Raw genomic sequence first — 22,362 nt, 5'->3', positions numbered from 1 at the left:
GCCTACGAGGACCGCTCGGCCTTCAGCACGGAGACCGCCGCCTCGCTGTTGTGGACATAGTCGTTGGCGTCCGGCTGCTTCTGCACCAGCAGAATGAACAAAAGGTCGGTCAGCGTCAGCTGCGCGTCGCGCGCAGTGATGGACGAGGAGCGCGCACGCTCCTCGTCGGCGATGGTGAAGAGGCGGATGTCGGCGACGCGGCTCAGCGGATTGTCGTGCAGGCCGGTGACGGCGATCACCATCGTGCCGCGCTTGCGTGCAAGCTCGGCGATGCGCAAGGTTTCGATGCTGGCACCGGAATAGGAGAGCGCGAACAGCACGTCGCCGGGCCCCAGCGTCGCCGCATTGGCCATCTGGATGTGGCTGTCGCTGTCATGCAGCACGTTGCGGCCGAGCTTCATCAGCTTGTAGGAGAAATCGCGCGCCACCAGCGAGGAGGCGCCGACGCCGACCAGATGGATGCGGCGCGCGCCATCCAGCAGTTCCAGCGTGCGGGAAATGATGCGCTCGGTGTTGGCGGCCACGGTCTGCTGCATCGACAGAAGCTTGCTGCCGATCAGCTTCTTCAGGATGACCGGATAGGTGTCGCCGACCTCGATCGAACCGTGGATGACGCCGGCAGGCACCTGCCAGTCCTGCGCCTTGGCCTCGCTGACGGCGAGCTTGAGTTCCTGGTAGCTGGCATAGCCGAGTTTCTGGCTGAACTTGACGACACTCGACTGGCTGCGGCCGATCTCGGCGGCAAGCGCTGCCGTCGACAGGCGCAGCATGTGGTCGGGATTGTCGACTATGTACTGGCCGATCTCGCGATCGCCAGGCGCCATGCCATCGAGCTTCGCATTGATCTGCTTGAGAACGGACATGAACCCTCTGGCGCGCTTCGATGCTTATAGGAATAAAATATTCCAATTTCGATTGACAGCCAAGAACGCAGAATTAATTCTCGAACTGGCCAGGCTTGGGAATCGAATGGCTCTCCCGGAGAGACCGCCGCCCGGCTTTCGCCAGACAAGGGTTCAGCCATGGACAGATTGCGGATCGTCGGCGGACGAAGACTGGAAGGCGCGGTCACCATATCCGGCGCCAAGAACGCTGCCTTGCCGCAGATCGCGGCCGCCCTGCTCAGCCCCTACCCGCTCGAACTGACCAATCTGCCAGATGTGACCGACGTCGAAAACATGCTCGGCGTGGTCCGGCTTCACGGCGCCGACGTGACGCGGTCGGCCCATGCCGCGACCATCGACACCAGTGCCGCCGTGTCGAAGGAAACGTCTTATGACGCGGTACGCAAAATGCGCGCGACGGTGCTGGTTCTGGCGCCGCTGCTCGCCCGGTTCGGCCATGCCCGCGTTTCGCTGCCCGGCGGCTGCGCGATCGGCGCGCGGCCGGTCGACATGCATGTCTCCGCCCTCGCCGCACTCGGCGCCCGCATCGCCATCGAGAATGGCCTGATCGTCGCCTCGGCGCCAAACGGGCTAACCGGCACCCGCATCGTGCTCAGTTCGCCATCGGTCGGGGCAACGGAGACCGCCATGATGGCGGCGACCACGGCCAAAGGCGAAACAGAAATCCTCAACGCGGCGCGCGAGCCGGAAGTGGCCGATCTCGCCGCTTGCCTCAACGCGATGGGCGCGCGCATCGAGGGCGCCGGCACGCACCGCATCCTGATCGCCGGCGGCACCAGATGGCACGCGGCCCGGCACGACATTATCCCGGACCGGATCGAGGCCGGCACCTATGCGATTGCCGCGGCGATCACCGGCGGTCAGCTTGAACTGACGCATGCCCGGCTCGAACACATGGCTTCTGTCGTGCAATTGCTGGAGGCCACCGGCGTCAGCGTCTGGCCTGGAGATCGCGGATTGATCGTGTCTCGCGACCGGCCACTCAAGGCCGCCGATCTCACGACGGAACCTTATCCGGGATTTCCGACCGATCTGCAGGCGCAGTTCATGGCGCTTATGTGTTGCGCCGACGGCGCGTCGCTGCTGCGCGAAACCATCTTCGAGAACCGCTTCATGCATGTGCCGGAACTGATGCGGCTCGGCGCCAACATCAAGCTGCAGGGCACCATGGCGCTGGTGCGCGGCGGCGAAAAACTGCATGGCGCGCAGGTGATGGCCACCGATCTACGCGCTTCGGTGTCGCTGGTGCTGGCGGCACTGGTCAGCGAGGGCGAGACGATCATCAACCGCGTCTATCACCTCGACCGCGGCTATGAACAGCTGGACCGCAAGCTGCGTCTTTGCGGCGCCGATATCGAGCGGCTGAGCCCATGAGCGGCCCGGACTATTTTCTCGGCGTCGATGGCGGCGGCACTGGCTGTCGGGCCCGGATCGAAGATGCGGAGGGAACCGTGCTGGGGCAAGGCCTGTCCGGCCCGGCGACGACGCGGCTCGGCATCGACGCGGCCTGGGCCTCCATCGCCAAGGCCTTTGGCGCGGCAATCGAAGAGACAGGCTTCGGGCCGGCCGAGACCGCCCGGATTCGCGCCGGCATCGGCCTTGCCGGTATCGGCCGCAAGGGCGCGTTGGAGGCGCTACGGGCGATCGCGCATCCCTTTGCCAGCATCGATTTCGTCAGCGACGGCGTCGGCGCCTGCCTTGGCGCGCATTCCGGTCAGGACGGCGCCATCGTCATTGCCGGTACAGGCTCGATCGGCCTTGGCTTCGCCGAGGGCCGCGATTTGCGCGTCGGCGGCTACGGCTTTCCGATCTCCGACGAAGGCAGCGGCGCGGACCTTGGCCTGAAGGCGGTACAGCTGGCGCTGCGCAGCCATGACGAACGGCACGAGCGGACGGCGCTGTTGGCGGAAGTGATGCAGCGCTTCGACAGCGACCCGATGGAGGCCGTCGCCTGGATGGATCGCGCCAGCGCTACCGACTACGCGGCGCTGGCACCGATGGTGATGCGCCACGCCGACCAGGGCGATCCGGCCGGTCGGCGCATCGTGCAAAGTGCGGCCGAGCAGATCGACACGCTGGTGCGGGTGCTGTTCGAAAAAGGCGCGCCGCGCGTGACCCTGCTTGGCGGCCTCGCCAGCCCACTCGAACCCTGGCTTTCGCCCGATGTAAGGCGCCGCCTGAAGCCCGCCGACGGCGACGCCGTGTCCGGGGCGATCATCCTTGCCAAGAGGTCGCTCTGCACGCGGTAGCCATCGAAGGAGATGGAATAAAATATTCCAAATTTTTGTTGACGATGTGAATATAAAATTCTAAAAAGTTAACAAAGAAAAACTGCGATGACGGACCCAAGGTCCCTATGCCCTGGTGCCCGTTGAGCCGTCCGGGCAGCATGATTTTTGAAAGCACTGGAATGACCGAGCAAGGGTTGATGTCCGAGCTGGACCTGCTGGTTTCCGAAGGCCGCAACCCGCGGACCATGGACATCGACCTGCTGCCGACCATCGATGTGCTGCGTAAGATCAATGACGAGGACAGAATTGTTCCGGCGGCCGTCGAAAAGGTGCTGCCGGAGATCGCGGCTGCGGTCGACCGCATCGTGCTTGCCTTCCAGAAAGGCGCGCGCCTAATCTATATCGGCGCCGGCACCAGCGGGCGGCTCGGCGTACTCGACGCTTCGGAATGCCCGCCCACTTTCGGTGTGCCCGAGGACATGGTGATCGGCCTGATCGCCGGCGGTTCGGACGCCCTGGTACGGTCGACGGAAGGCGCCGAGGATGATCCGAAAATGGGCGCCAGGGCGCTGCAGGAGATCGGACTAACACCGAACGACGTGGTGGTCGGCATCGCGGTCAGCGGGCGCACGCCTTATGTCATCGGCGGACTGAACTATGCCAAGCAGGTGGGTGCCACCACGGTTGCCCTGTCCTGCAATCCGGCATCGACCATTGCCGGCATCGCCAACATCGCCATCTCGCCGGTCGTCGGCCCGGAAGTGCTCACCGGCTCGACCAGGCTGAAGTCGGGAACGGCACAGAAGCTGGTGCTCAACATGCTGACCACCGCCTCGATGATCCGCATCGGTAAGAGTTTTCAAAATCTGATGGTCGACCTCAACCCGTCCAACAAGAAGCTGGTGGCGAGGGCAACAAGGATCGTCATGCAGACCACCGGCTGTTCGGCGCAGCAGGCCAGGCAGGCACTCCACCAGACAAGCAATGACGTGAAGCTGGCGATCCTGGTGACGATCACCGGCCTCGATACCGAGACGGCGCGGGCTGCCCTCGGCAAGGCTGGAGGCTTCCTGCGAAAGGCAATCAGCGACAGGACGGCATGAAGCCGCCCGGGGACAAAACGGCAAGAGGCCGCTTTAGACAAGACGGCGCGAAGCCGCATAGACTGGGCCGATACTCCGAAGCATGTGTGCCTTGGAAGCGGTCGGCGGAAACTGCAAGGCATCAAGTCAAATCATAATGGGAGACGAGAAATGACAAGGCATCTCACAAGAACATTGCTGTCGGGCATCACGGTTGCCGCGATGCTCGGCGTGGCTGTGGTTTCGACGCAGGCCGCAACACTGCACATGGCCTGGTCGCAGGACGCCACCGGGCTTGATCCGCACAAGCAGACGGCGTTTTCGTCACTGCGGCTGCTGGAACTGATCTATGAGCCGCTGGTGCGGGTCGATGCCGGCCTGCAGATCATCCCGGCAATCGCCACATCCTGGGAGTTCTCCAAGGATGGCAAGGAACTGACCTTCAAGCTCGACCCCAAGGCGAAGTTCCAGGACGGCACGGCCGTCACCTCAGCCGACGTCAAGGCCTCGTTCGAGCGCATTCTCGACGAGAAGACGGGGGCGGCCGCCCGCGCCAATTTCCTGTCGATCGCCGGCATCGACACGCCCGATGCGGCGACTGTCGTGTTCCATCTGTCGCAGCCCGACGTGCCAATCCTGACGGCGATGAGCGACGTCAACGCCGCGATCGTCCCGGCGGCCGAAATCAAGGCCGGCTCGGTCGGCACCAAGGCGGTCGGCTCGGGCCCGTTCAAGCTCGACAAATGGGACCCCAACGCCAAGGAAGTCTTGAGTGCCAACAAGGACTGGGCCGGCGGCGCGACCGGCGTCGACGGCATCGAGATCAGCGTGCTGCCGGACGAAGCGGCGATCCTTGCCGCCATGCGCACCAAGCAGATCGATTTCGCGCTGCTCAACGACCCGCTGGTCGCCACGCTGGTGCCGAAAGAAGCCAGCCTGCAGCTGAACCGCGTGCCGGTGCTCGCCTATCACGTGCTGCAGCTCAATCCGTCACGCAAGCCGATGACCGAGCTCAAGGTGCGCCAGGCGATCTCCTGCGCCATCGACCGGCAGGAGGTGCTGGACACGGCTTCGCTCGGCGAAGGCAAGGTCACCGGACCGCTGACCATACCGGCACTGGCGACCGATCCGAGCCAGCTGTTCTGCTACAAGCGCGACGTCGAGAAGGCCAAGAAGCTGATGGAAGAAGCCGGCTTTGCCGACGGCTTTTCGGCGACCGTGATCGGCGCCACCGGCGAACCGCCGACGGCGGCGGCGGAAGCCCAGGTCATCCAGTCGCAGCTCGCCGAAATCGGCGTCAAGCTCGACATCAAAATGATGGAGCTCAACGTCTATGTCGACGCCTGGCTGAAGGGCGATTTCGACATGGCGATCGCGCTCAATGGCGGCCGCGCCGACCCCTACACCATGTACAACCGCTACTGGACCAAGGCAGGCAATCTGCAGAAGGTGGCCAACTACATCGACGACACGCTGGACAGCCAGATGCAGCAGGGCCGCGCCGAGACCGACCCGGCCAAGCGCAAGGCGATCTTCGCCGAATTCGAAAAGCACCTCGCCGAGATGTCGCCGTGGATCTGGCTCTACACCTCCTACAGCTATACGGCACAGCAGAAGAACATCGCCGGCTTCGTGCCGACGCCGACGGGCACGCTGTTCAGCCTGAGCAAGGTTACCATCCAGCAGTGACCGGTGCAGGCATCGGACGAGAGGACTTCTTCGCGTGAACTATCTGATGCGACGACTGGCGACGTTTCCTCTCGTCCTGCTTGGCGTGTCCATCCTGGTCTTCGTGGCGATCCGGATGGTGCCTGGCGATTCGATCACGGCCATGCTCGGCACCGAAGCCGGCCTGCTGACGCCGGCACAACGGGATTCGCTCGCCGCCTATTTCGGCATCGACCAGCCCTGGTTCGTCCAGTACTGGCGCTGGATCGGCGGCATCCTGCACGGCAATTTCGGCATCTCCGTCACCTATGGCAGGCCAGTCCTCGACGTCATCCTTGAACGCTTCCCGCTGACGCTGGAGTTGGCTCTGCTGTCGATGATCATCGCGCTTGCCGTCGGCATGCCGGCCGGCATCTACGCCGCCACTCACAACGAAAAACCGTCCGATCTCGGTGTGCGCATCGTCGCCATGATCGGCCAGTCGACGCCGAGCTTCGTGCTCGGCCTCCTGATCATCTACACGCTGTCGGCCGGCTTCGGCGTGCTGCCGGCGATGGGCGAATTCGCGCCGCTCTGGCAGGATCCCTTGCGCAATCTCAGCCAGCTGATCCTGCCCGCCATCACGCTGGGCTTTGCCTTCGCCGCGTCGGTCACGCGCATATCGCGCTCGGCGATGCTCGACGTTTTGAGCGACGATTATGTGCGCACCGCGCGCAGCAAGGGCGCGTCGGCGCGCAGCGTCGTCTGGCGGCATGCGCTCCCCAATGCGCTGATCCCGGTGGTGACGCTGAGCGGCATCGAGTTTGGCTATCTCCTGGGCGGCGCCGTCATCGTCGAGCAGATCTATGCCTTGCCCGGCCTCGGGCGCATGGTGCTCGACGCGATCCTGCAGCGCGACTACGCGCTGGTGCAGGGCGCCGTGCTGTTCATCGCCTTCAACTTCATGATCGTCAATCTCCTGGTCGACCTCGCCTATGTCGGGCTCGATCCGCGCATCCGACTGGGAGAGCAGTGATGCGCATCCTGCGCGCCATCTTCGGCCATGGCAGCGGCCGCATCGGCGGTGTCATCGTCGGCGTCTATTTGCTGATCGCCATCCTCGGCCTGGTTGGGCTGACGCCGCACAATCCGATCACGCAGTTCCGCGTCGACCGGCTGCACGCGCCCAATGGCGCCTACTGGATGGGCACCGACTTGTTCGGCCGCGACGTCGCCAGCCGTCTGATGGCGGGCGTCGGCCAGTCTTTTACGGTTGCCTTCTTCTCGGTCGCCTTCGCCGCCCTTGCCGGCACCGTGCTGGGGCTGGCAGCCGCCTGGCTCGGCCGCCGCTGGGACGGCGTGGTGATGCGTATCATGGATGTGCTGCTGGCCTTCCCGGCCATCCTGCTGGCGCTGCTCATCGTCACGGTTGCGGGGCCAGGCACATGGACCAGTGTCGTCGCCATCGGCATCGTCTACACGCCGATCTTCACCCGCGTGGTGCGCGGCCCTGCCCTTTCGCTCAAGGCACGTGAATTCGTCGACGCCGCGCGTACCTTCGGCAGCAGTTCGTTCTACATCGTCACGCGCCATTTGCTGCTCAATCTGGTGGCGCCATTGACCGTCCAAGTGACGCTGGCGCTTGCCTGGGCGCTGTTGACGGAAGCAGGCCTGAGTTTTCTCGGGCTGGGAACGCAGCCGCCCGCCGCATCACTTGGTCTGATGCTGAGCGACAGCCGCAATTTGATGGAGACAGCGCCCTGGCTGATGATCTTCCCGGGGCTGGCGATCATGATCAGCATCCTCGGCTTCAACCTTCTGGGCGATGCCTTGCGCGATATCCTCGACCCGAGGATGCGGAGGGCGCCGGCATGATCCCGCTGCTGTCGGTCAGCGACCTTCGCGTCGGCTTCGGCCGCAATCCACAAGCCAATGAAGTGGTGCGCGGCGTCAGCTTCGATCTGGCGGATGGCGAAACACTGGCCATTGTCGGCGAGAGCGGTTCAGGCAAATCCGTCACCGCGCTGTCGATCAACCGCCTCATCGATTTCGGCGGCGGCCGCATCACCGGCGGCGCGATGAAGCTGAAGCGGGCCGATGGCAGCCTCTTCGACCTGATGGCTGCCACCGAACCGCAGCTGACCGGCATTCGTGGCGCCGAGATCGGCATGATCTTCCAGGAACCGATGACCTCGCTCAATCCGGTGCTGACCATCGGCACGCAGATCGAGGAATCGTTCCGGCTGCATCGCGGCCTGACCGGAAGTCGGGCCACGGCGGCTGCCAAGGATGCGCTCGACCGCGTGCGCATTCCCGATGCGGCAAGGCGGCTGAAATACACGCCCAACCAGCTGTCGGGCGGCATGCTGCAAAGGGTGATGATCGCCCTTGCGCTCGCATGCAATCCGCGCCTGCTGATCGCCGACGAGCCGACGACGGCGCTCGACGTCACCGTGCAGGCACAGATCATGGCGCTGCTTGCCGAGTTGAAACAGGAAAGCGGCATGTCGATGATCTTCATCACCCACGATATCGGCCTGGTTGCCGGCATCGCCGACAAGGTGATGGTGATGCAGAACGGGCGGGCCGTCGAACAGGGCGAACTGAACCAGATCCTCGACAGGCCGCAACATCCTTACACGCAGCATCTGCTGCACGCCGTGCCGCATTTCGCCAACGGAAGCGCCGCGCGCGTCGACGGCCGGCGCGACAAGGACATACCCGCAGAACCGGCCTTGAAGGTCGACGGCCTCGCCGTGCGGTTTCCCCTCAAGAGCAATTTCTTTAGCCGCGCCACCGGCGCGGTGCATGCCGTCGACGGCATCGATCTCGACCTGATGCCGGGCGAGACGCTGGCCATCGTTGGCGAGAGCGGTTCCGGCAAATCGACCACTGCAAAGGCGGTGCTTGGGCTGGTGCGCTCGACGCGCGGCAGCTTCTCGGTTGGCGCTCGGGCAGCCTCGGCAGAACACAGCGCCAAGCCCGTGCAGATGGTGTTCCAGAACCCCTATGCCTCGCTCAATCCGAGGCTCAGCATCGAGAGCATCCTGGCCGAGCCGGTGATCGCGAACGGTGGTCGCGTGAATGCCGGAACGCGGGCCAGAATGGCGAGCCTGCTCGAGCGCGTCGGCCTGCCCACGAACAGCTTGCAGCGTTATCCCCATGAATTCTCCGGCGGCCAGCGGCAAAGGCTGTGCATTGCCCGCGCGCTGATGCTCAATCCGTCCGTGGTCGTTCTCGATGAAGCGGTGTCGGCGCTGGACGTCTCGGTGCAGGCCAAGGTGCTGGAGCTGCTGGTCGACCTGCAGCGCGAGTTCGGGCTGGCCTATCTCTTCATCTCGCACGACATGGCGGTGGTCGAGCGGATCGCGCACCGCATCGCCGTCATCTATGCCGGCCAGATCGTCGAGATCGGCGACGCGGCTTCGGTGCTGTCGCAGCCGAAGCATTCCTATACGAGGAAGCTGATCGCCGCCGTTCCGACCATCGAGCGACGGCGCGAGCGTTTCGAGATCGACACACGCCAGGTACCCTCGCTTGTGCGCCCGCAGGGGTTCGAGCCGGCGCCGGCGCGGTGGAAGCAGTTTGGCGGGGATCATATGGCGAGGGTCGAGGCGTGACTTCCGTGCTCTCTGGCGACCTTCAACAGCTCTTCGACCGCGCGGTCGTACCGTTGGAAGCCGCAGTGACTGCAAAGCGCATCCCCGGCGGCGTGCTCGGCATCGTAGACAGCAATGGCCACCGTATCGCCAGGGCGATCGGCACGGCGCAACTCGTGCCGAAGCAGCGACCGATGACCGTCGAAACCTGGTTCGACCTGGCGTCGCTGACCAAAATCATCTTCACCACGCCGCGCATCCTGGCGCTGGCGGAGAATGGTGTCATCGATCTCGACGCGCCGTTGATTTCGGTGCTGCCGGACCTGCGCCAATATGATGCCGAGGCCTGGGAGCGGAAGGTGACATTCCGCCAGTGCCTCGGCCATCAGACGCCGTTTCCGGCCGTCGAGCCGATCTACACTTACGGACGTGACCCCGACCTGCTGCGCGCCTTCATCCTGCAGCGCGAATGGCGCGCCCGTGACCCCGTCTATTCCGACATCAATTTCATCCTGCTCGGCTTTGCCCTTGAGCGGCTGTCGGGCAAGACCATCCGCGACATGGATCCCGGCCCAGGTTTTGCTTGGGCGACGGAGCCGGATGTTGCCGCGGCGACCGAGGACTGCACCTGGCGCCATTGCGTTCTGTCCGGCGAGGTGCATGACGACAATTGCTCGGCGCTGCAGGGCGCCGGTCATGCCGGCCTGTTCGGAACAGTCGCTTCGGTGCTGGATTTCGCGCAAGGGCTGCTGGACGGTACAGGTGCCGCCGAGCAGTCGATCGCGCTGATGCGCACGCCCCTGTCCGCCACCCGCACCCATGGCTGGGAGCGCCCCTATGACGGCTGGTCCGGCGGGGCCTTGTGCAGCCCGGGAACCATCGGTCATACCGGCTTCACCGGCACCGGACTGTGGATCGACTTCGACAGGGGCAAGGCATGGACCTTGCTCACCAACCGGATCCATCCGACACGTCATTTCGACAGCGGAATCGTTCAGCTTCGGCAGACGGTCGGCGATCTCGTCAATGGACTTTAGGAGCTCAATGATGGAACCAATCTGGGCCGTCGGCCTGATGACCGGCACCGTGCTTGACGGCAATATCGACGTCGCGCTGATCAAGACCGATGGCGAGCGCATCGACGATTTCGGCACCTACCGGCTGATGCCCTACCCCCAATCGATCCGGTCACTGCTGGAAGAGACGCTGACGGCGGCGCGGGCCTGGAATTTTGTCGGGCCGGAACCGACGATCTTCCGCAAGGCCGAGGAGGCGCTGACGCGTGCCCAGTCGGCGGCGGTGAAGGAGCTGGTCGAAGGCTATGGCATGACCATGGCCGATATCGGCGTCGTCGGTTTTCACGGCCAGACCGTGCTGCATCGCGCGCCGCAGGTTGGACGGCTCGGCCAGACCCGGCAGCTCGGTGACGGCGAGCTGATGCACAGCATATTGGGTACAAAGGTCGCCTATGATTTCCGCTCGGCCGACATGCGCGCCGGCGGACAAGGCGCGCCCTTGGCCGCCGCCTATCACACCGCGCTGATGCGCAGCGCCGGCGCCAGCGGCGAGGTGGCCGTGCTCAATCTCGGCGGCGTCGCCAACATCACCTGGTGGGATGGCGCCGACAACGTCGTCGCCTTCGACACTGGGCCCGCCAATGCCCCGCTCAACGACTTCATCAAGTCTAAGGGGCTTGGCGACATGGACCGCGACGGCGCGCTTGGCCGCGCGGGAACGGTCGACGAGGCAAGGCTCGCCAAGCTGCTGCAGCATCCCTATCTCAGCAAGCCCTACCCCAAATCACTGGACCGTTTCGACTTCGGCGCCGCCATGGCCGATGGCCTCGACGCCGAGGATGGCGCGGCCCTGCTCACCGCCTTCACCGCCGGCGCCGTCGGCAAGGCGCTCGACCTTTTGCCGACCCGGCCGAAAAAGCTGGTGGTCAGCGGCGGCGGCCGCCACAACCCGACAATGATGGCCATGCTGGCCAGCCGCGCCGGCGTCGAGGTGGTGCAGGCCGAAAGCCTCGGCTGGAGTGGCGATGCGGTGGAAGCAGAGTGTTTTGCCTTCCTCGCGGTGCGCGTGCTGCGCGGCCTGCCGATCAGTTTTCCAAGCACCACCGGCGCGCCGCAGCCGATGCGCGGCGGAAAGCTCGCCGGTTAAGTCAGTTTCTTCTGCAGGAAGATGCGGCTGCGACCGACGGGGAAATCGGCCAGCGTGCCGAAGGGCACATAACCCTGGCGCTGGTAGACCTTGGCGGCGTTGGGACTGAAGGTGTCGATCCAGGCGTTGTTGCAGCCGCGCGCCACGGCTTCCCGCTCAGCGGCGTCCAGCATCCGGCCCGCCATATGCTGGCCGCGCAGCCTTTCATCGACCCACAGCCACTGCACGTAGAGCCAGCCCCAGGCGGTGTAGCCCGAAATGCCGGCAACGACCGCGCCATTCTCGTCGCGCACGAACACAGCGAGCGCCTTTCTTTCCGATGCGCCGACATCGCCGTCGTTGAATGCCGTCAGCTGTTCGCCGAGAAATGTGAGGTCTTGCGGCAAGGGATTTGCCGTTGTTTCAAGTGTCGTGTTCATGGCGGTTTCCGGAATGCATGGCTGGATGGGATGAAGGGTTGTGAAGCGTGAGGTCCGCGCAATCTATATCTGCTCTCGAGCAGAGTGCGGATCGCCGCCATTGCGGAACTCGGATGCCGCGATGCCGTAGCGCTTGAGCTTGTCGTAAAAAGTCTTGCGCGGCACGCCGAGCGCGTCGATGGCGCCGCGCACATCGCCGCCATGCTCGCGCAGCGCCTCGCGGATGAGCTGCGCCTCGTAGTGGCCGACGCGTTCGGGCAGCGAGGCCGCAGGCTCCGCCGATTGCGGAGGAACCGCTTTCGTCTCGTCGTCCGGACCGAGACCGAGCGCGACGCGATCGGCGAAATGCGCGAGCTCTCGCACATTCCCCGGCCAGGCATGCGACTGGAGATGATCGCTGACCGCGGCGTTCACCTTGGCAACCGACCGGCCGAAGCGTTCCGCCGCCTTGCCGAGGAAATGGCCGAACAGCATCGGGATGTCGCCGCGCCGCTCGCGCAGCGGCGGGATGCGCAGCGTCACCACGTTGAGGCGGAAATAGAGATCCTCGCGAAAATCGCCACGCTGGTCGGGCCGCCCGAGATCGACCTTGGTTGCCGCCACGACCCGCAAATCGATGCGCCGGATGTCGTTCGAGCCGAGCGGCGTGAGGCTGCGCGTCTCCAGCACCCGCAGCAGCTTGACCTGCAGGGCCGGCGGCATGGACTCGATCTCGTCGAGGAACAGCGTGCCGCCGCTGGAATGCTCGACGCGACCGATCCGCCGCCGCTGCGCGCCGGTGAACGCGCCCACCTCGTGGCCGAACAGCTCGCTTTCGATGACGGTCTCCGGCAGGGCGCCGCAGTTCAGCGCCACGAAGGGTTTGGCGCGGCGCCTGCCCCAGCGGTGCAAGAGGTCGGCCACCACTTCCTTGCCGGTTCCGGTCTCGCCCTCCACCAGCACGTCGACATCCATGTCGGCGATCTGGCGCAAGGTCTCGCGCAAGCGACGGATGGCGGGCGCCTCGCCGATCAGCGGCAGGCCGTCGGCGGCCAGAGCGGCTGCTTCGCGCAGCCGCCGGTTTTCCATCACCAGCCGCCGCTTCTCCGATGCCCGTTTCAGCGCCTCGACAAGGCGATCGCCGGCATAGGGTTTTGGGATAAAATCGTAGACGCCGTCCTTGAGTGCGGCCACAGCAAGATCGACATCGCCATGTCCGGTGACCAAGATCACCGGTATATCAGGGTCGATCGCCTTGATGCGGTCGAACAGCTGCAGGCCGTTCATGCCCCGCATGCGGATGTCGCTGACGACGACGCCGTCAAAGTCCCTGTCGACAACGGCAAGTGCGGCTTCGGCGGCATCGCGCGCGACGACCGTAAAGCCGGCAAGCTCGAGCAATTGCGTGGTGGCGTGCAGCAGATCGGCATCGTCATCGACGAGTGCGACCAACCCTGATCCCTCGTTCATTCAATTCGCCTCAAATCGATGGTGAAGGACGCGCCTTTGGCGCTGCCGGGGTCGAGCTGCAAGGTGCCGCCCAATTCCTGGGCGATCTCCTGCGAGATCACCAGCCCGAGGCCGAGCCCCTTCTCCTTGGTGGTCTGGAACGGCATGAACAGATTGCCGGCTGCTTCCGGCCCGAGGCCGGGACCGTTGTCGCGCACCGAAATCAGCACCCGGTCGTCTCGCTCGGCGAGGTCGATCTCGATGCGGGGATCGGGTTGGTCCTTCATGGCATCCAGCGCGTTCTGCAACAGGTTGACGAGGATCTGTTCCAGCCGGATGCGACTGGCCATCACCATCGGCGATGGGTTGCCTTGCGGCTTGACGATGGTGACGCCGGAATCGCGGATACGGCCGGACAGCAGCGACAGCGCGCCGTCGATCGCCTCGCGCACCGGCAAGGGCGAGGCGGCGACACCGGGCCGACGGGCGAAGGTGCGCAAAGTACTGGTGATCGCGCCGATGCGCTCGGTCATCGAGACGATCGAGGTCAGATTGCCGCTTGCCGGTTCGGTCTTGCCGCGATCGAGAAAACGGCCGGCATTCTCGGCATAGGTGCGGATCGCGGCGACCGGCTGGTTGATCTCATGCGCCACGCCGGCGGCGATCTGGCCGAGGATGGAAAGCCTGTTGGCCTGGGCGAGATCGTCACGCAGCCGGCGGACCTTGGCCTCGGCATTTTCGCGCTCGGCGATCTCGCCGGCGAGTGCGGTGTTGGAGCGTGTCAGTTCGGCCGTCCGTGTGCTGACCCGGCTTTCGAGCTCGGCATTCATGCGCGCCAGTGCCTCCTGCCGCAGACGGCGTGTGCGGCGGCGTCTTGTGAACACATAGCCAAGCAGGCCAGTCAGCAGCAGCCCGAGCAGCGTCGTCAGCCGCGCCGTGTTGGCAGCTGACGAGAGAGCGGCGTCCGCCGGCGTCAGCAGCCAGAGGCGCCAGCCGGGGACGGCACCGGGCAGGTCCTGGACCACTTCGACGAACTGGCGCGGCTTGCCGGCGCTGTCGATCGTCGCCAGGCCGTCGCCGGCGCCGCGCCGTATCGGCAAGGGTTCGAAGGCGGCGTCCGGCAATTGCAGCTGCTCATGGGCAGCGGCGGCGTCTTGGGCGGAGAGCGGCGCCAGTGCATGAAACCGCCATTTGGGCTCACTGGTGGCCAGCACGACGCCGCGTTCGTCGGTGACGAAAACAAGAAAGCCGCTGGAGCGCCAATTGGCTTCGACGCCGTCGAGCTCGACCTTCAACACCGCGACACCCAGGGGCTTGCCGTTGTCGTCGACCCGGCTCGAAAGATAGAGTCCCGGGCGGCCGCTGATCGTGCCGAGGCCATACTGGCTGGCAGAGCCCTTCGCCATCGCCTCGTTGAAGTAATGGCGAAAATTATAGTCTATGCCGACAAAGCTCGTCGGCTCGCCGGCATTGCTGGCCGATATCGCGATGCCCGCCGTATCGATGACATAGATGGCGGATGCCGAGGCATCGCCGGCGATCGCCTTGAGCTTGTCGTTGAGGGCCGCTTCCTGCATCTTTCCGGCCCGGCGCAGCGCCCCGCGCACCGCATCGTCGCGGGCCAGCACCAAGGGAACCAGGCGCTGTTTTTCTATCTCGCCGGTCAGCGTTCCCGCCGCCAGCGGCAAAGCGGCAAGCGCTGTGTCGCGCAGATCATTGGTCGCCTGGCCGGTGGCGATGCGTCCCGCGATGGCGATCGCGCCGGCCAGGATCGCCAGGGCGATGATGACGACAAGCCAGCGGCCGTCGCGCAGCCGGGCCACCGCCTCGCGTAGCGGTCCGCCGCCAGCAAACCCGGCTGAGCCGCTATCAGTGCGTGCCTGCGGCGTCTGACCTCTCCCTTTTCTCGCGGCCTTGCGGCCACACTCTAATGCGAAATTCCGCCCAGGCAAACGCCTCCTGTGCGGAAATCCGCACACGCCTCCACCGAAGGCCGCTGAAGAATGCCCGGAATCCCGGGATTCCGGGCTTCCCCCGATCTGGCACAGCGCTTGCAAACCTCCTTGCCAGCGGCGGGCGACCGGAACGCCGCGATGGGAGAAGTCACGCAGGACGGTGCATTCCGTCCATCCGGCCAGGGAGAGTTCGATGCACATCGCAGACCAATCCGGCGCGGCCGCCGCGCAGCGCAAGCCCCTTTATGCCCAACTCTACGTGCAGGTGCTGGTGGCGATCACCGTCGGCATCCTGCTCGGCCATTACTATCCGTCGATCGGCGAGAGCATGAAGCCGCTCGGCGACGCCTTCATCAAGCTGGTCAAGATGATCATCGCCCCGGTCATCTTCCTGACGGTGGCGACAGGCATCGCCGGCATGAGCGACCTGCAGAAGGTCGGCCGTGTCGCCGGCAAGGCGATGCTCTACTTCCTCACCTTCTCGACGCTGGCGCTCATCATCGGTCTCGTAGTCGCCAATGTCGTGCAGCCGGGCGCCGGCTTCAACATCGACCCGGCAACACTCGATGCCTCGACCGTCAACACCTATGCCGCCAAGGCGCATGACCAGTCGGTCACCGGCTTCCTGATGAACATCATCCCCGGCACGATCGTCGGCGCCTTCGCCGATGGCGACATCTTGCAGGTGCTGTTCTTCTCGGTGCTGTTCGGCATCGCGCTGGCGCTGGTCGGCGACAGGGGCGCACCGGTGCTCAACTTCCTGCAGGCGCTGATGGCGCCGATGTTCAAGCTGGTCAGCGTGCTGATGAAGGCAGCCCCCATCGGCGCTTTCGGCGCCATGGCCTTCACCATCGGCAAATACGGCATCGGCTCGGTCATCAACCTCGCCATGCTGGTCGGCACCTTCTACGCGACGTCGCTGCTGTTCGTGTTCGTCGTGCTGGGTGCGGTCTGCCGCTACAACGGCTTCTCCATCCTGTCGCTGCTGCGCTACATCAAGGAAGAGCTGCTTTTGGTGCTGGGCACCTCCTCGTCGGAAGCCGCCCTGCCCTCGCTGATGGAGAAGATGGAAAAGGCCGGCGCCAAGCGTTCGGTGGTCGGCCTGGTCATTCCGACCGGCTATTCCTTCAACCTCGACGGCACCAACATCTACATGACGCTTGCCGCGCTGTTCATCGCCCAGGCGACGAACATCCACCTGTCGATGGGCGACCAGATCCTGCTGCTGCTGGTGGCAATGCTCTCGTCCAAGGGTGCCGCCGGCATCACCGGAGCCGGCTTTATCACGCTCGCCGCGACGCTTTCGGTCGTGCCTTCGGTGCCGGTCGCCGGCATGGCGCTGATCCTCGGCGTCGACCGCTTCATGTCGGAGTGCCGGGCGCTGACCAACTTCGTAGGCAATGCCGTCGCCACGCTGGTGGTCGCCCGCTGGGAAGGCGAGCTCGACGAAGCAAAGCTGGCGAGAGCCCTGGCTGGCACGCCCGATGACAGCCTGCCGGCGGATGTCGTTCCCGCCGAGTAATCCGCGGTCGCACACCAAATGGCCGGAAGCATCGCGCCTCCGGCCATTTTTAGATTGACGTGTCAGCCGTTGAAGTCCCGCCTCGCTTCCGGAAACGTGCTTGGACCGACAGGCATGCGGGCGGCCAGGCTGCCATCATCGAAGAGGACAAGGCTGGCGGCGCCGACCAGCCCGGCGTGACGGCCGAGTTGGGCCTGCACGACCGGCACGTCGCGATAGGCACGCATGGCGCGCTGCCGGATTGTAGCCTCGATGACGGGATGCATCAGGTCGAGGCCATTGGCGATGCCGCCGCCGACGACCAGCACGTCGGGCGAATAGAGATGCAAGAGATTGGTGAAGCCGACGCCCAGCCAGCGCGCCTCCTCCTCGAGCAAGGCCAGAGCGAGGTCGTCCTGCAGCCGTGCGGCCTCGACCACGTGGCGGCCGGTGACCTCGGCATTGGCCGAGAGACGGCGCAGCGTCGAGCCGTCAAAGGCCGACGTCGCTGCATTGGCACGGCGGCCAAGTGCCGTGCCCGAGGCGATGGCCTCGAAGCAACCGACGACGCCGCAGACGCAGCGCTCGCCCTCATTGGTGATGGTCATATGGCCGATCTCGGCGGCCAGCCCACGGCGGCCGTGCAGGATGCGCCCGTCGGCAACGACGCCGCCACCGATGCCGGTCGACACCGTGACGAAGACCAGCGAACGCGCGCCATGGCCGGCACCGAAGCGCCATTCGCCAAGTGCTGCCGCATTGGCGTCGTTCTCCAGCCGCACCGGCAGGCCGAGCCGGCGCTCGAGGATATCGGCCAGCGGCACGTCCTGCCAGCCGGCCAGCGTCGGCGGCCCAACGGCAATGCCGGCCAGCGGGTCGAGCGGTCCCGGCGCGCCGACGCCGACGCCGACAATGGCGAGGCCCGGCGCCTCGGCATGCACGGTCGCGGCCAGCGCCTCGATCTGGCCGATCACCACGTCGGGTCCGGCCTGCGCCTGTGTCGGCACGGCGGCGAAGGCCAGGATCTTGCCGTCACGATCGACCAGCGCGGCACGAAGCTCGGTGCCGCCAAGATCGATTGCGAGGGCGGCTTCGATGCTCATGCCGCGACCTTCAGCCCATGCAGCCAGCCGATGCGGCCGGCCAGATCCTTGTCGCCGAAGGCGAGCGAACCGAGAACCACGGTTTCGGCACCGGCGGCACGCAGCAGCGGCACGGTCTCGTGGCGGATGCCGCCATCGGCGGCAAGCACGACGGCCGCCTCGCGGCCGGCCTCCCGCAGAATGGCACGGGCGGCACCCAGCCGGTCGCAGGCCTTCTCCGACAGGCTCTGGCCCTTGACGCCGATCGCGGTGCCGAGCAGCGTGACGAAGGCGACCTCGGAAACGAAAGGTTTTACCGCCTCGACCGGCGTCTCCAGCCTCAGCACGACGCCGGCTTCGGCACCGAGTTCGCGGGCCAGCCGCACGGCGCGCAATCCCGCCTCGCCGTTTTCGGCATGGACGCTGATCATGTCGGCGCCGGCCTCGATGAACTGGCGCGTCTGCGCTTCGACGATTCCCGCATCGACCATCAGATGGACGTGGATGGGTTTCGCCGTCAGCCCGGCGATGCGGGCGACGAGATCGGGAAAGAACAGGAAGGACGGCGCGAAATGGCCGTCCGCCACATCGATGTGATGCAGATCGACATGGGGTTCGATTCGCCTGAGATCGCTCTCGAAATTGGCGAGATTGGCTGACCAGAGCGAGAATTCGGCGATCAAGCGATCGCGCGGCAATGCGGCGATGGCCGCCGGGCCTGACAGGGGCTTTGACGTCATGATGGGTCCTGTTTGTTGAAATGTCTGTCGAGAAAGCCGCCGATGGCGGCGCGGATTTCGGCGAAGTGGCGTTCCTTGTCGATGGCCTTCGGCGTCACCTCGGCGAAGACCGCATTGGGGATGGTCTCGGCGAGATCGCGGGCGGTCGCCAGGGGATGGACGAGATCGATGCCGCTGCCGATGACCAGCGTGGGTATTGCGAGGCTGGCGGCTTGCGCCCGCGTCACGCCAGGCCCGTCATTGGCGATCGCCTGCATCACCTCAGCGAAGACGGTCGCATTCTCGCGCTGGAAGAAGCCGAGCAGCGAGGCGAGATTGTCCGGCGCCTCTGTGCTAAAGCGGGCTGCTGTCGCGGAGGACGCGAAGGTTTCGCGCGCTTCAGCCAGTGGAAGCCGGCGGATGAGTTCCGCCACTTCGACATAGGGCCGCATGTTTTGTGGTGCTGCGTCGAAGGTCCAGGCGGGGCGCACGAGCACCAAGCCAAGCACACGGTCCGGGTGGCGAGCAGCGAGGCGCAGCGCGATCGCCGCGCCCATCGAAATGCCGCCGGCAACGAAGCGGTCGAGGCCGGCCGCGTCTGCGGCAGCCAGTACATCGTCGGCGAACATCGCGATCGTGAACGGTCGTTTGCTGCCGGCGCCGGAGCCACCTTGCGCGCGGCATTCGACCGTCAGCCGGCGGCGTGACGGGCCGTCGGGAAAATTCTGCGCCACCTGCGCGGCATCGCCGCCGAGGCCATGCTGAAAGACGATAGAAAGCCCGCCCTGCCCCGTGTCGAAGACACGAAGAGAGGCATCATCGCGCAGCAGGATCGTTGGCGCCGCACTCATCAGAGCAGCCCTCGCAGGAAGGCGGCAACGCCCTGAGCCTCATCGGCGGACAGCCCGTGGGTGACGAGCGCCCCGTCGAAACCTACGGCCTTCAAACGCGCCACGAAATCCGGGAAGTCGACGATGCCTTGCCCTGACGTGGCGAAGCGGCCGTCACCATGCCGGTCCTTGGCGTGTGCCATGGCAATGTGGCCGGCGGCTTCGTCGATCGCGGCAGCGACGATGGCGCGCGCTTCGCCGGGCGTCGCGTAGTCGAACAGGTTGGCCGGGTCGAGCACGATCTTCAAGCGCTTCGAGCGCATGTCGGCGATCAGGCGCGTCGCGTCCCTGGCCGAGGTGACGATGTTGGCCTGCTCGGGCTCGATGCCGAGATCGACGCCGGCGTCCTCGGCCAGCGCCAGCGCCTTCCCCATTTCGGCGGCCATGTCGAACCAGGCGGAAGGCGTGGCATTTTCGGGATGATAGGCCCATTGATCGGCAATATTGCGCGAGCCGGTGCAGAGTGTGACCAGCGGGATGCCAAGGGATGCCGCCGTCTTGATGACGACGGCGAGGCGCCGGAGGCCATCGTCGCGCACGGCCCTGTCGGGATGCGCCATATTGTAGGTGCCCGAAAGTGCAGCAAGCGAAACACCTGATGATTGTGCGGCAGCGCGGATGGAAGCGATGGCATCCGCTGGTACCGCATCCGGCATAGACGGCAGGCCGGCGCAGGCAAGATTGAACTGCGTCGTCTCATATCCGGCCTGCTTCACCGCGGCCAGCACGGCGGCGGGGTCAGTGCCCGCAAACGTCTTGGCGAAGATGCCGAGGCGCATCAGACCGCACCCGAAACGGAGGCGAGTCCGACCCGCTCGCCCGTTTCCACTGAGCGGGCAATGGCGACCATGGCGCGGATCGAGGCGATGCCGTCCTCGACATTGGCGCCACGCATCGGCGTGCCGTTCAGCACGGTGTCGGCAAGGCCTTCCAACTGGCGGCGGAAGAAATGACCATCGGCGCCAAGCGGTTTGCGCGAGGTCGCGTCCTTTTCGTGGAAGATATCGACCTCGCTGGCGCGGAAGTACCAGGGATTGAAGGTCTTGGCGATGACCGAACCGTTCTCGCCATAGAGCTGGAAACCTTCATGCCAGTCCATCCTCACGGCGACGGTCAGATCGAGATGGCCGAGCGCGCCGCTGGCGAATTCGGTCTCGACGAACCAGCAATAGGCGCCGAAGCGTTCGTTGAGACGTGCGCGGACTGCAGTGATCTCGCCGCAGAGGAAGCGGGCTGTGTCGACGAGATGCGAGCCATGCGCCAGCATGAAATATTGCCTGAGATCCGCCTTGGGATTGCCCGACGGCTTGCGCGCCAGCTTGCTGGTGACGGGCAGCGGCTGAATGGCGTCGGTGTTGGTGTAGCGGTGGGTGGAATCGCAGTACCAGGCCTTCAGCGCCAGCACCTCGCCCATCTCATCGCAGACGAAGTCGCGCGCTGCTTCCAGCGCCGGATCGAAGCGCTTCATGTGGCCGACCTGCAGCACCTTGCCCGAACGCTTCACCGCCGCGGCCAGGGCCTCGCCTTCCTCCACCGAAGTGCCGATCGGCTTTTCGCAGAGCACATGCTTGCCGGCATCGAGCGCCTTGATCGACATCGGTACGTGATAGGCGTCCGAGGTGGCGACGATCACCGCCTCCAGCTCGGGATCGGCGAGCATGGCGTCATAGTCGGCATACATTTTTTGCGGTTCGTAGGTGGCGCCCATGCGGGCGAGCAGATCGGGCGCCGCGTCGCAGATGGCGTAGAGATCGGCATTGCCGGCCTTGGCGCAGGATTGCAGATGCGCGAATTGCGCGATCGGGCCGCAGCCGAGCACACCGACTCTCAGGCGTCTGTCTTGTTTCTTGATCATCGTCTCGTTCTTCAGGCGCCGTAGCTGCGCATTGTCTGGCGGTTGGTCTTGACCGCGCCGGCGGGATCGGCGGCGGCCGTTTCGGATTCCTCTTCCAGCACCAGCCAGCCGTTGAAGCGCGGCGCGGTGTTCGCGATCTCGATAACCTTCGGCGTGTCACAGACGCCCTTGCCCAGCATCGCCCAAGTGCCTTTGGCGTCGACGTCCTTCAAATGGATATAGCGGATGCGGTCGCGATAGGTGCGCAGCGTGTCGGCCATGTCCTTGTGGCCGCGCAAGATGTGGCCGGTGTCCGGCACCCAGCCGACCAGATCGCGGTCGAGCAAGGCAAAGATCCTGTCGTAATCGGCGCGGTCGAACAGCAGCGTGTTGTGGTGCGAGCTCGGATGCACCGCGACCTGGACGCCGGCCTTGCGGCCGAGCTCGCCGGCCTTGTTGTAGACCTCGGCGGCGATGGCGAACTTGTCGTCGCGCGGCCCCTCGGACACCACGGTTGCCGACCCCATCGAGACAAGCGCGCCGGGAAAGGCGGCGGCGAAGTCGATCCAGCGCTGCGCCGCATCGAGGTCGGCGCCGATCTGATCCTTCAGCGTAAACCCGCTGTTCGAACCGAAGGCGAAGGAGACCAGCGTCAGGCCGGACGACTTCAGCGCGGCGGCGAACTCCGACGGCCGGCCGGCGTAGCGGCCGATCATGGTGTCGGTGATCTCGATACCGGAGTAGCCGCCATCGGAAATCGCCTTCAACAGATCGTCGGGGCCGCCGGTAAAACGGTCACCGAGCATTTCCCAGGTAAAGGTCTGGCAGCCGACTTTGAGGTCTTTCACGTTCATCCTTTCAATCCTTGATACCGCTTATTCCTTGATACCAGTCTGCGTCGCCGTGG

General features: G+C 65.3%; 20 protein-coding genes. 10 read left to right on the top strand and 10 right to left on the bottom strand.

The genetic code is table 11. The annotated features are described in order from the left end of the window. Nucleotides 1-2 precede the first annotated feature (2 nt). Entirely contained in the window at nt 3-863 is an 861-nt protein-coding gene (locus AC04SF_RS02170) for a MurR/RpiR family transcriptional regulator (protein ID WP_488476311.1), read from the bottom strand. Nucleotides 864-1,022: 159 nt separating this feature from the next. Between AC04SF_RS02170 and murA the strand changes: the two genes are divergently transcribed. The 9 genes from murA (at nt 1,023) to AC04SF_RS02125 (ending at nt 11,627) form a co-directional block, all read left to right on the top strand. After that, nucleotides 1,023-2,279 carry a UDP-N-acetylglucosamine 1-carboxyvinyltransferase gene (murA, locus tag AC04SF_RS02165; protein WP_488476310.1) on the top strand — a complete coding sequence of 419 codons (1,257 nt, stop codon included), beginning with the start codon at nt 1,023-1,025 and terminating at the stop codon, nt 2,277-2,279. Continuing rightward, nucleotides 2,276-3,154: a glucosamine kinase nucleotide-binding domain-containing protein gene (locus AC04SF_RS02160; RefSeq protein WP_488476309.1), complete on the top strand. Its 879-nt coding sequence runs from the start codon at nt 2,276-2,278 to the stop codon at nt 3,152-3,154. Before murA ends, AC04SF_RS02160 begins: the two co-directional genes overlap by 4 nt. Nucleotides 3,155-3,315: 161 nt before the next feature. Next, nucleotides 3,316-4,239, top strand: coding sequence for an N-acetylmuramic acid 6-phosphate etherase (murQ, locus tag AC04SF_RS02155; protein ID WP_488476308.1), 924 nt, complete (start codon nt 3,316-3,318; stop codon nt 4,237-4,239). 150 nt (nt 4,240-4,389) lie between these two features. Beyond that, nucleotides 4,390-5,907: an ABC transporter substrate-binding protein gene (locus tag AC04SF_RS02150; protein WP_488476307.1), complete on the top strand. Its 1,518-nt coding sequence runs from the start codon at nt 4,390-4,392 to the stop codon at nt 5,905-5,907. A 34-nt stretch (nt 5,908-5,941) separates the two neighbouring features. Continuing rightward, entirely contained in the window at nt 5,942-6,901 is a 960-nt protein-coding gene (locus AC04SF_RS02145) for an ABC transporter permease (RefSeq protein WP_096455608.1), read from the top strand. Then, nucleotides 6,901-7,740 (top strand): ABC transporter permease, encoded by an 840-nt coding sequence (locus tag AC04SF_RS02140; protein ID WP_488476306.1) that lies wholly within the window; start codon nt 6,901-6,903, stop codon nt 7,738-7,740. The genes AC04SF_RS02145 and AC04SF_RS02140 overlap by 1 nt, the downstream gene beginning before the upstream one ends. Next, nucleotides 7,737-9,485 carry an ABC transporter ATP-binding protein gene (locus tag AC04SF_RS02135; protein WP_488476305.1) on the top strand — a complete coding sequence of 583 codons (1,749 nt, stop codon included), beginning with the start codon at nt 7,737-7,739 and terminating at the stop codon, nt 9,483-9,485. Before AC04SF_RS02140 ends, AC04SF_RS02135 begins: the two co-directional genes overlap by 4 nt. After that, nucleotides 9,482-10,501, top strand: a complete 1,020-nt coding sequence (locus AC04SF_RS02130; RefSeq protein WP_488476304.1) for a serine hydrolase domain-containing protein — start codon at nt 9,482-9,484, stop codon at nt 10,499-10,501. Before AC04SF_RS02135 ends, AC04SF_RS02130 begins: the two co-directional genes overlap by 4 nt. A gap of 10 nt (nt 10,502-10,511) precedes the next feature. Then, entirely contained in the window at nt 10,512-11,627 is a 1,116-nt protein-coding gene (locus AC04SF_RS02125; RefSeq protein WP_488476303.1) for an anhydro-N-acetylmuramic acid kinase, read from the top strand. Here AC04SF_RS02125 and AC04SF_RS02120 read toward each other — a convergent pair. From AC04SF_RS02120 to AC04SF_RS02110, 3 genes are all read right to left on the bottom strand, one after another. Beyond that, a complete protein-coding gene (locus tag AC04SF_RS02120) occupies nt 11,624-12,046 on the bottom strand; it encodes a GNAT family N-acetyltransferase (RefSeq protein WP_488476302.1) in 423 nt (140 codons plus the stop codon). The genes AC04SF_RS02125 and AC04SF_RS02120 overlap by 4 nt on opposite strands. A 63-nt stretch (nt 12,047-12,109) precedes the next feature. Next, entirely contained in the window at nt 12,110-13,495 is a 1,386-nt protein-coding gene (locus AC04SF_RS02115) for a sigma-54-dependent transcriptional regulator (protein ID WP_488476301.1), read from the bottom strand. Continuing rightward, nucleotides 13,492-15,297, bottom strand: coding sequence for a sensor histidine kinase (locus AC04SF_RS02110; protein WP_488476300.1), 1,806 nt, complete (start codon nt 15,295-15,297; stop codon nt 13,492-13,494). The genes AC04SF_RS02115 and AC04SF_RS02110 overlap by 4 nt, the downstream gene beginning before the upstream one ends. 325 nt (nt 15,298-15,622) lie before the next feature. Between AC04SF_RS02110 and AC04SF_RS02105 the strand changes: the two genes are divergently transcribed. Continuing rightward, nucleotides 15,623-16,951 (top strand): dicarboxylate/amino acid:cation symporter, encoded by a 1,329-nt coding sequence (locus AC04SF_RS02105; protein ID WP_488476299.1) that lies wholly within the window; start codon nt 15,623-15,625, stop codon nt 16,949-16,951. Between the two features lie 62 nt (nt 16,952-17,013). Here the strand turns inward: AC04SF_RS02105 and AC04SF_RS02100 are convergent, their stop codons facing one another. The 6 genes from AC04SF_RS02100 to AC04SF_RS02075 are packed head-to-tail and all read right to left on the bottom strand — an operon-like array spanning nt 17,014 to nt 22,309. Then, the gene (locus AC04SF_RS02100) at nt 17,014-18,033 is read right to left on the bottom strand and encodes an ROK family protein (RefSeq protein ID WP_010914690.1); all 1,020 of its coding nucleotides are present in this window, start codon (nt 18,031-18,033) and stop codon (nt 17,014-17,016) included. Then, on the bottom strand, nt 18,030-18,752 hold the full coding sequence (locus AC04SF_RS02095) for a ribulose-phosphate 3-epimerase (RefSeq protein ID WP_096455586.1): 723 nt from the start codon (nt 18,750-18,752) through the stop codon (nt 18,030-18,032). Before AC04SF_RS02095 ends, AC04SF_RS02100 begins: the two co-directional genes overlap by 4 nt. Continuing rightward, nucleotides 18,749-19,582, bottom strand: a complete 834-nt coding sequence (locus AC04SF_RS02090) for an alpha/beta fold hydrolase (protein ID WP_488476298.1) — start codon at nt 19,580-19,582, stop codon at nt 18,749-18,751. The genes AC04SF_RS02095 and AC04SF_RS02090 overlap by 4 nt, the downstream gene beginning before the upstream one ends. Beyond that, on the bottom strand, nt 19,582-20,400 hold the full coding sequence (locus AC04SF_RS02085; protein ID WP_488476297.1) for a sugar phosphate isomerase/epimerase family protein: 819 nt from the start codon (nt 20,398-20,400) through the stop codon (nt 19,582-19,584). The genes AC04SF_RS02090 and AC04SF_RS02085 overlap by 1 nt, the downstream gene beginning before the upstream one ends. After that, nucleotides 20,400-21,476 (bottom strand): Gfo/Idh/MocA family protein, encoded by a 1,077-nt coding sequence (locus AC04SF_RS02080; RefSeq protein ID WP_488476296.1) that lies wholly within the window; start codon nt 21,474-21,476, stop codon nt 20,400-20,402. The genes AC04SF_RS02085 and AC04SF_RS02080 overlap by 1 nt, the downstream gene beginning before the upstream one ends. A gap of 11 nt (nt 21,477-21,487) precedes the next feature. After that, on the bottom strand, nt 21,488-22,309 hold the full coding sequence (locus AC04SF_RS02075; protein WP_488476295.1) for a sugar phosphate isomerase/epimerase family protein: 822 nt from the start codon (nt 22,307-22,309) through the stop codon (nt 21,488-21,490). Nucleotides 22,310-22,362 lie beyond the last annotated feature (53 nt).

The sequence above is a fragment of the Mesorhizobium sp. CNPSo 4671 genome (assembly GCF_057784245.1).
Note: the sequence above shows the minus strand (reverse complement) of the source record. Positions and strands in the feature narration are given on the sequence as shown.

Coding starts and splice junctions, on each gene's coding strand:
- AC04SF_RS02170 (WP_488476311.1), bottom strand. CDS start 863: ATGTCCGTTCTCAAGCAGATCAATGCGAAGCTCGATGGCATGGCGCCT.
- murA (WP_488476310.1), top strand. CDS start 1,023: ATGGACAGATTGCGGATCGTCGGCGGACGAAGACTGGAAGGCGCGGTC.
- AC04SF_RS02160 (WP_488476309.1), top strand. CDS start 2,276: ATGAGCGGCCCGGACTATTTTCTCGGCGTCGATGGCGGCGGCACTGGC.
- murQ (WP_488476308.1), top strand. CDS start 3,316: ATGACCGAGCAAGGGTTGATGTCCGAGCTGGACCTGCTGGTTTCCGAA.
- AC04SF_RS02150 (WP_488476307.1), top strand. CDS start 4,390: ATGACAAGGCATCTCACAAGAACATTGCTGTCGGGCATCACGGTTGCC.
- AC04SF_RS02140 (WP_488476306.1), top strand. CDS start 6,901: ATGCGCATCCTGCGCGCCATCTTCGGCCATGGCAGCGGCCGCATCGGC.
- AC04SF_RS02135 (WP_488476305.1), top strand. CDS start 7,737: ATGATCCCGCTGCTGTCGGTCAGCGACCTTCGCGTCGGCTTCGGCCGC.
- AC04SF_RS02125 (WP_488476303.1), top strand. CDS start 10,512: ATGGAACCAATCTGGGCCGTCGGCCTGATGACCGGCACCGTGCTTGAC.
- AC04SF_RS02120 (WP_488476302.1), bottom strand. CDS start 12,046: ATGAACACGACACTTGAAACAACGGCAAATCCCTTGCCGCAAGACCTC.
- AC04SF_RS02115 (WP_488476301.1), bottom strand. CDS start 13,495: ATGAACGAGGGATCAGGGTTGGTCGCACTCGTCGATGACGATGCCGAT.
- AC04SF_RS02105 (WP_488476299.1), top strand. CDS start 15,623: ATGCACATCGCAGACCAATCCGGCGCGGCCGCCGCGCAGCGCAAGCCC.
- AC04SF_RS02100 (WP_010914690.1), bottom strand. CDS start 18,033: ATGAGCATCGAAGCCGCCCTCGCAATCGATCTTGGCGGCACCGAGCTT.
- AC04SF_RS02095 (WP_096455586.1), bottom strand. CDS start 18,752: ATGACGTCAAAGCCCCTGTCAGGCCCGGCGGCCATCGCCGCATTGCCG.
- AC04SF_RS02090 (WP_488476298.1), bottom strand. CDS start 19,582: ATGAGTGCGGCGCCAACGATCCTGCTGCGCGATGATGCCTCTCTTCGT.
- AC04SF_RS02085 (WP_488476297.1), bottom strand. CDS start 20,400: ATGCGCCTCGGCATCTTCGCCAAGACGTTTGCGGGCACTGACCCCGCC.
- AC04SF_RS02080 (WP_488476296.1), bottom strand. CDS start 21,476: ATGATCAAGAAACAAGACAGACGCCTGAGAGTCGGTGTGCTCGGCTGC.
- AC04SF_RS02075 (WP_488476295.1), bottom strand. CDS start 22,309: ATGAACGTGAAAGACCTCAAAGTCGGCTGCCAGACCTTTACCTGGGAA.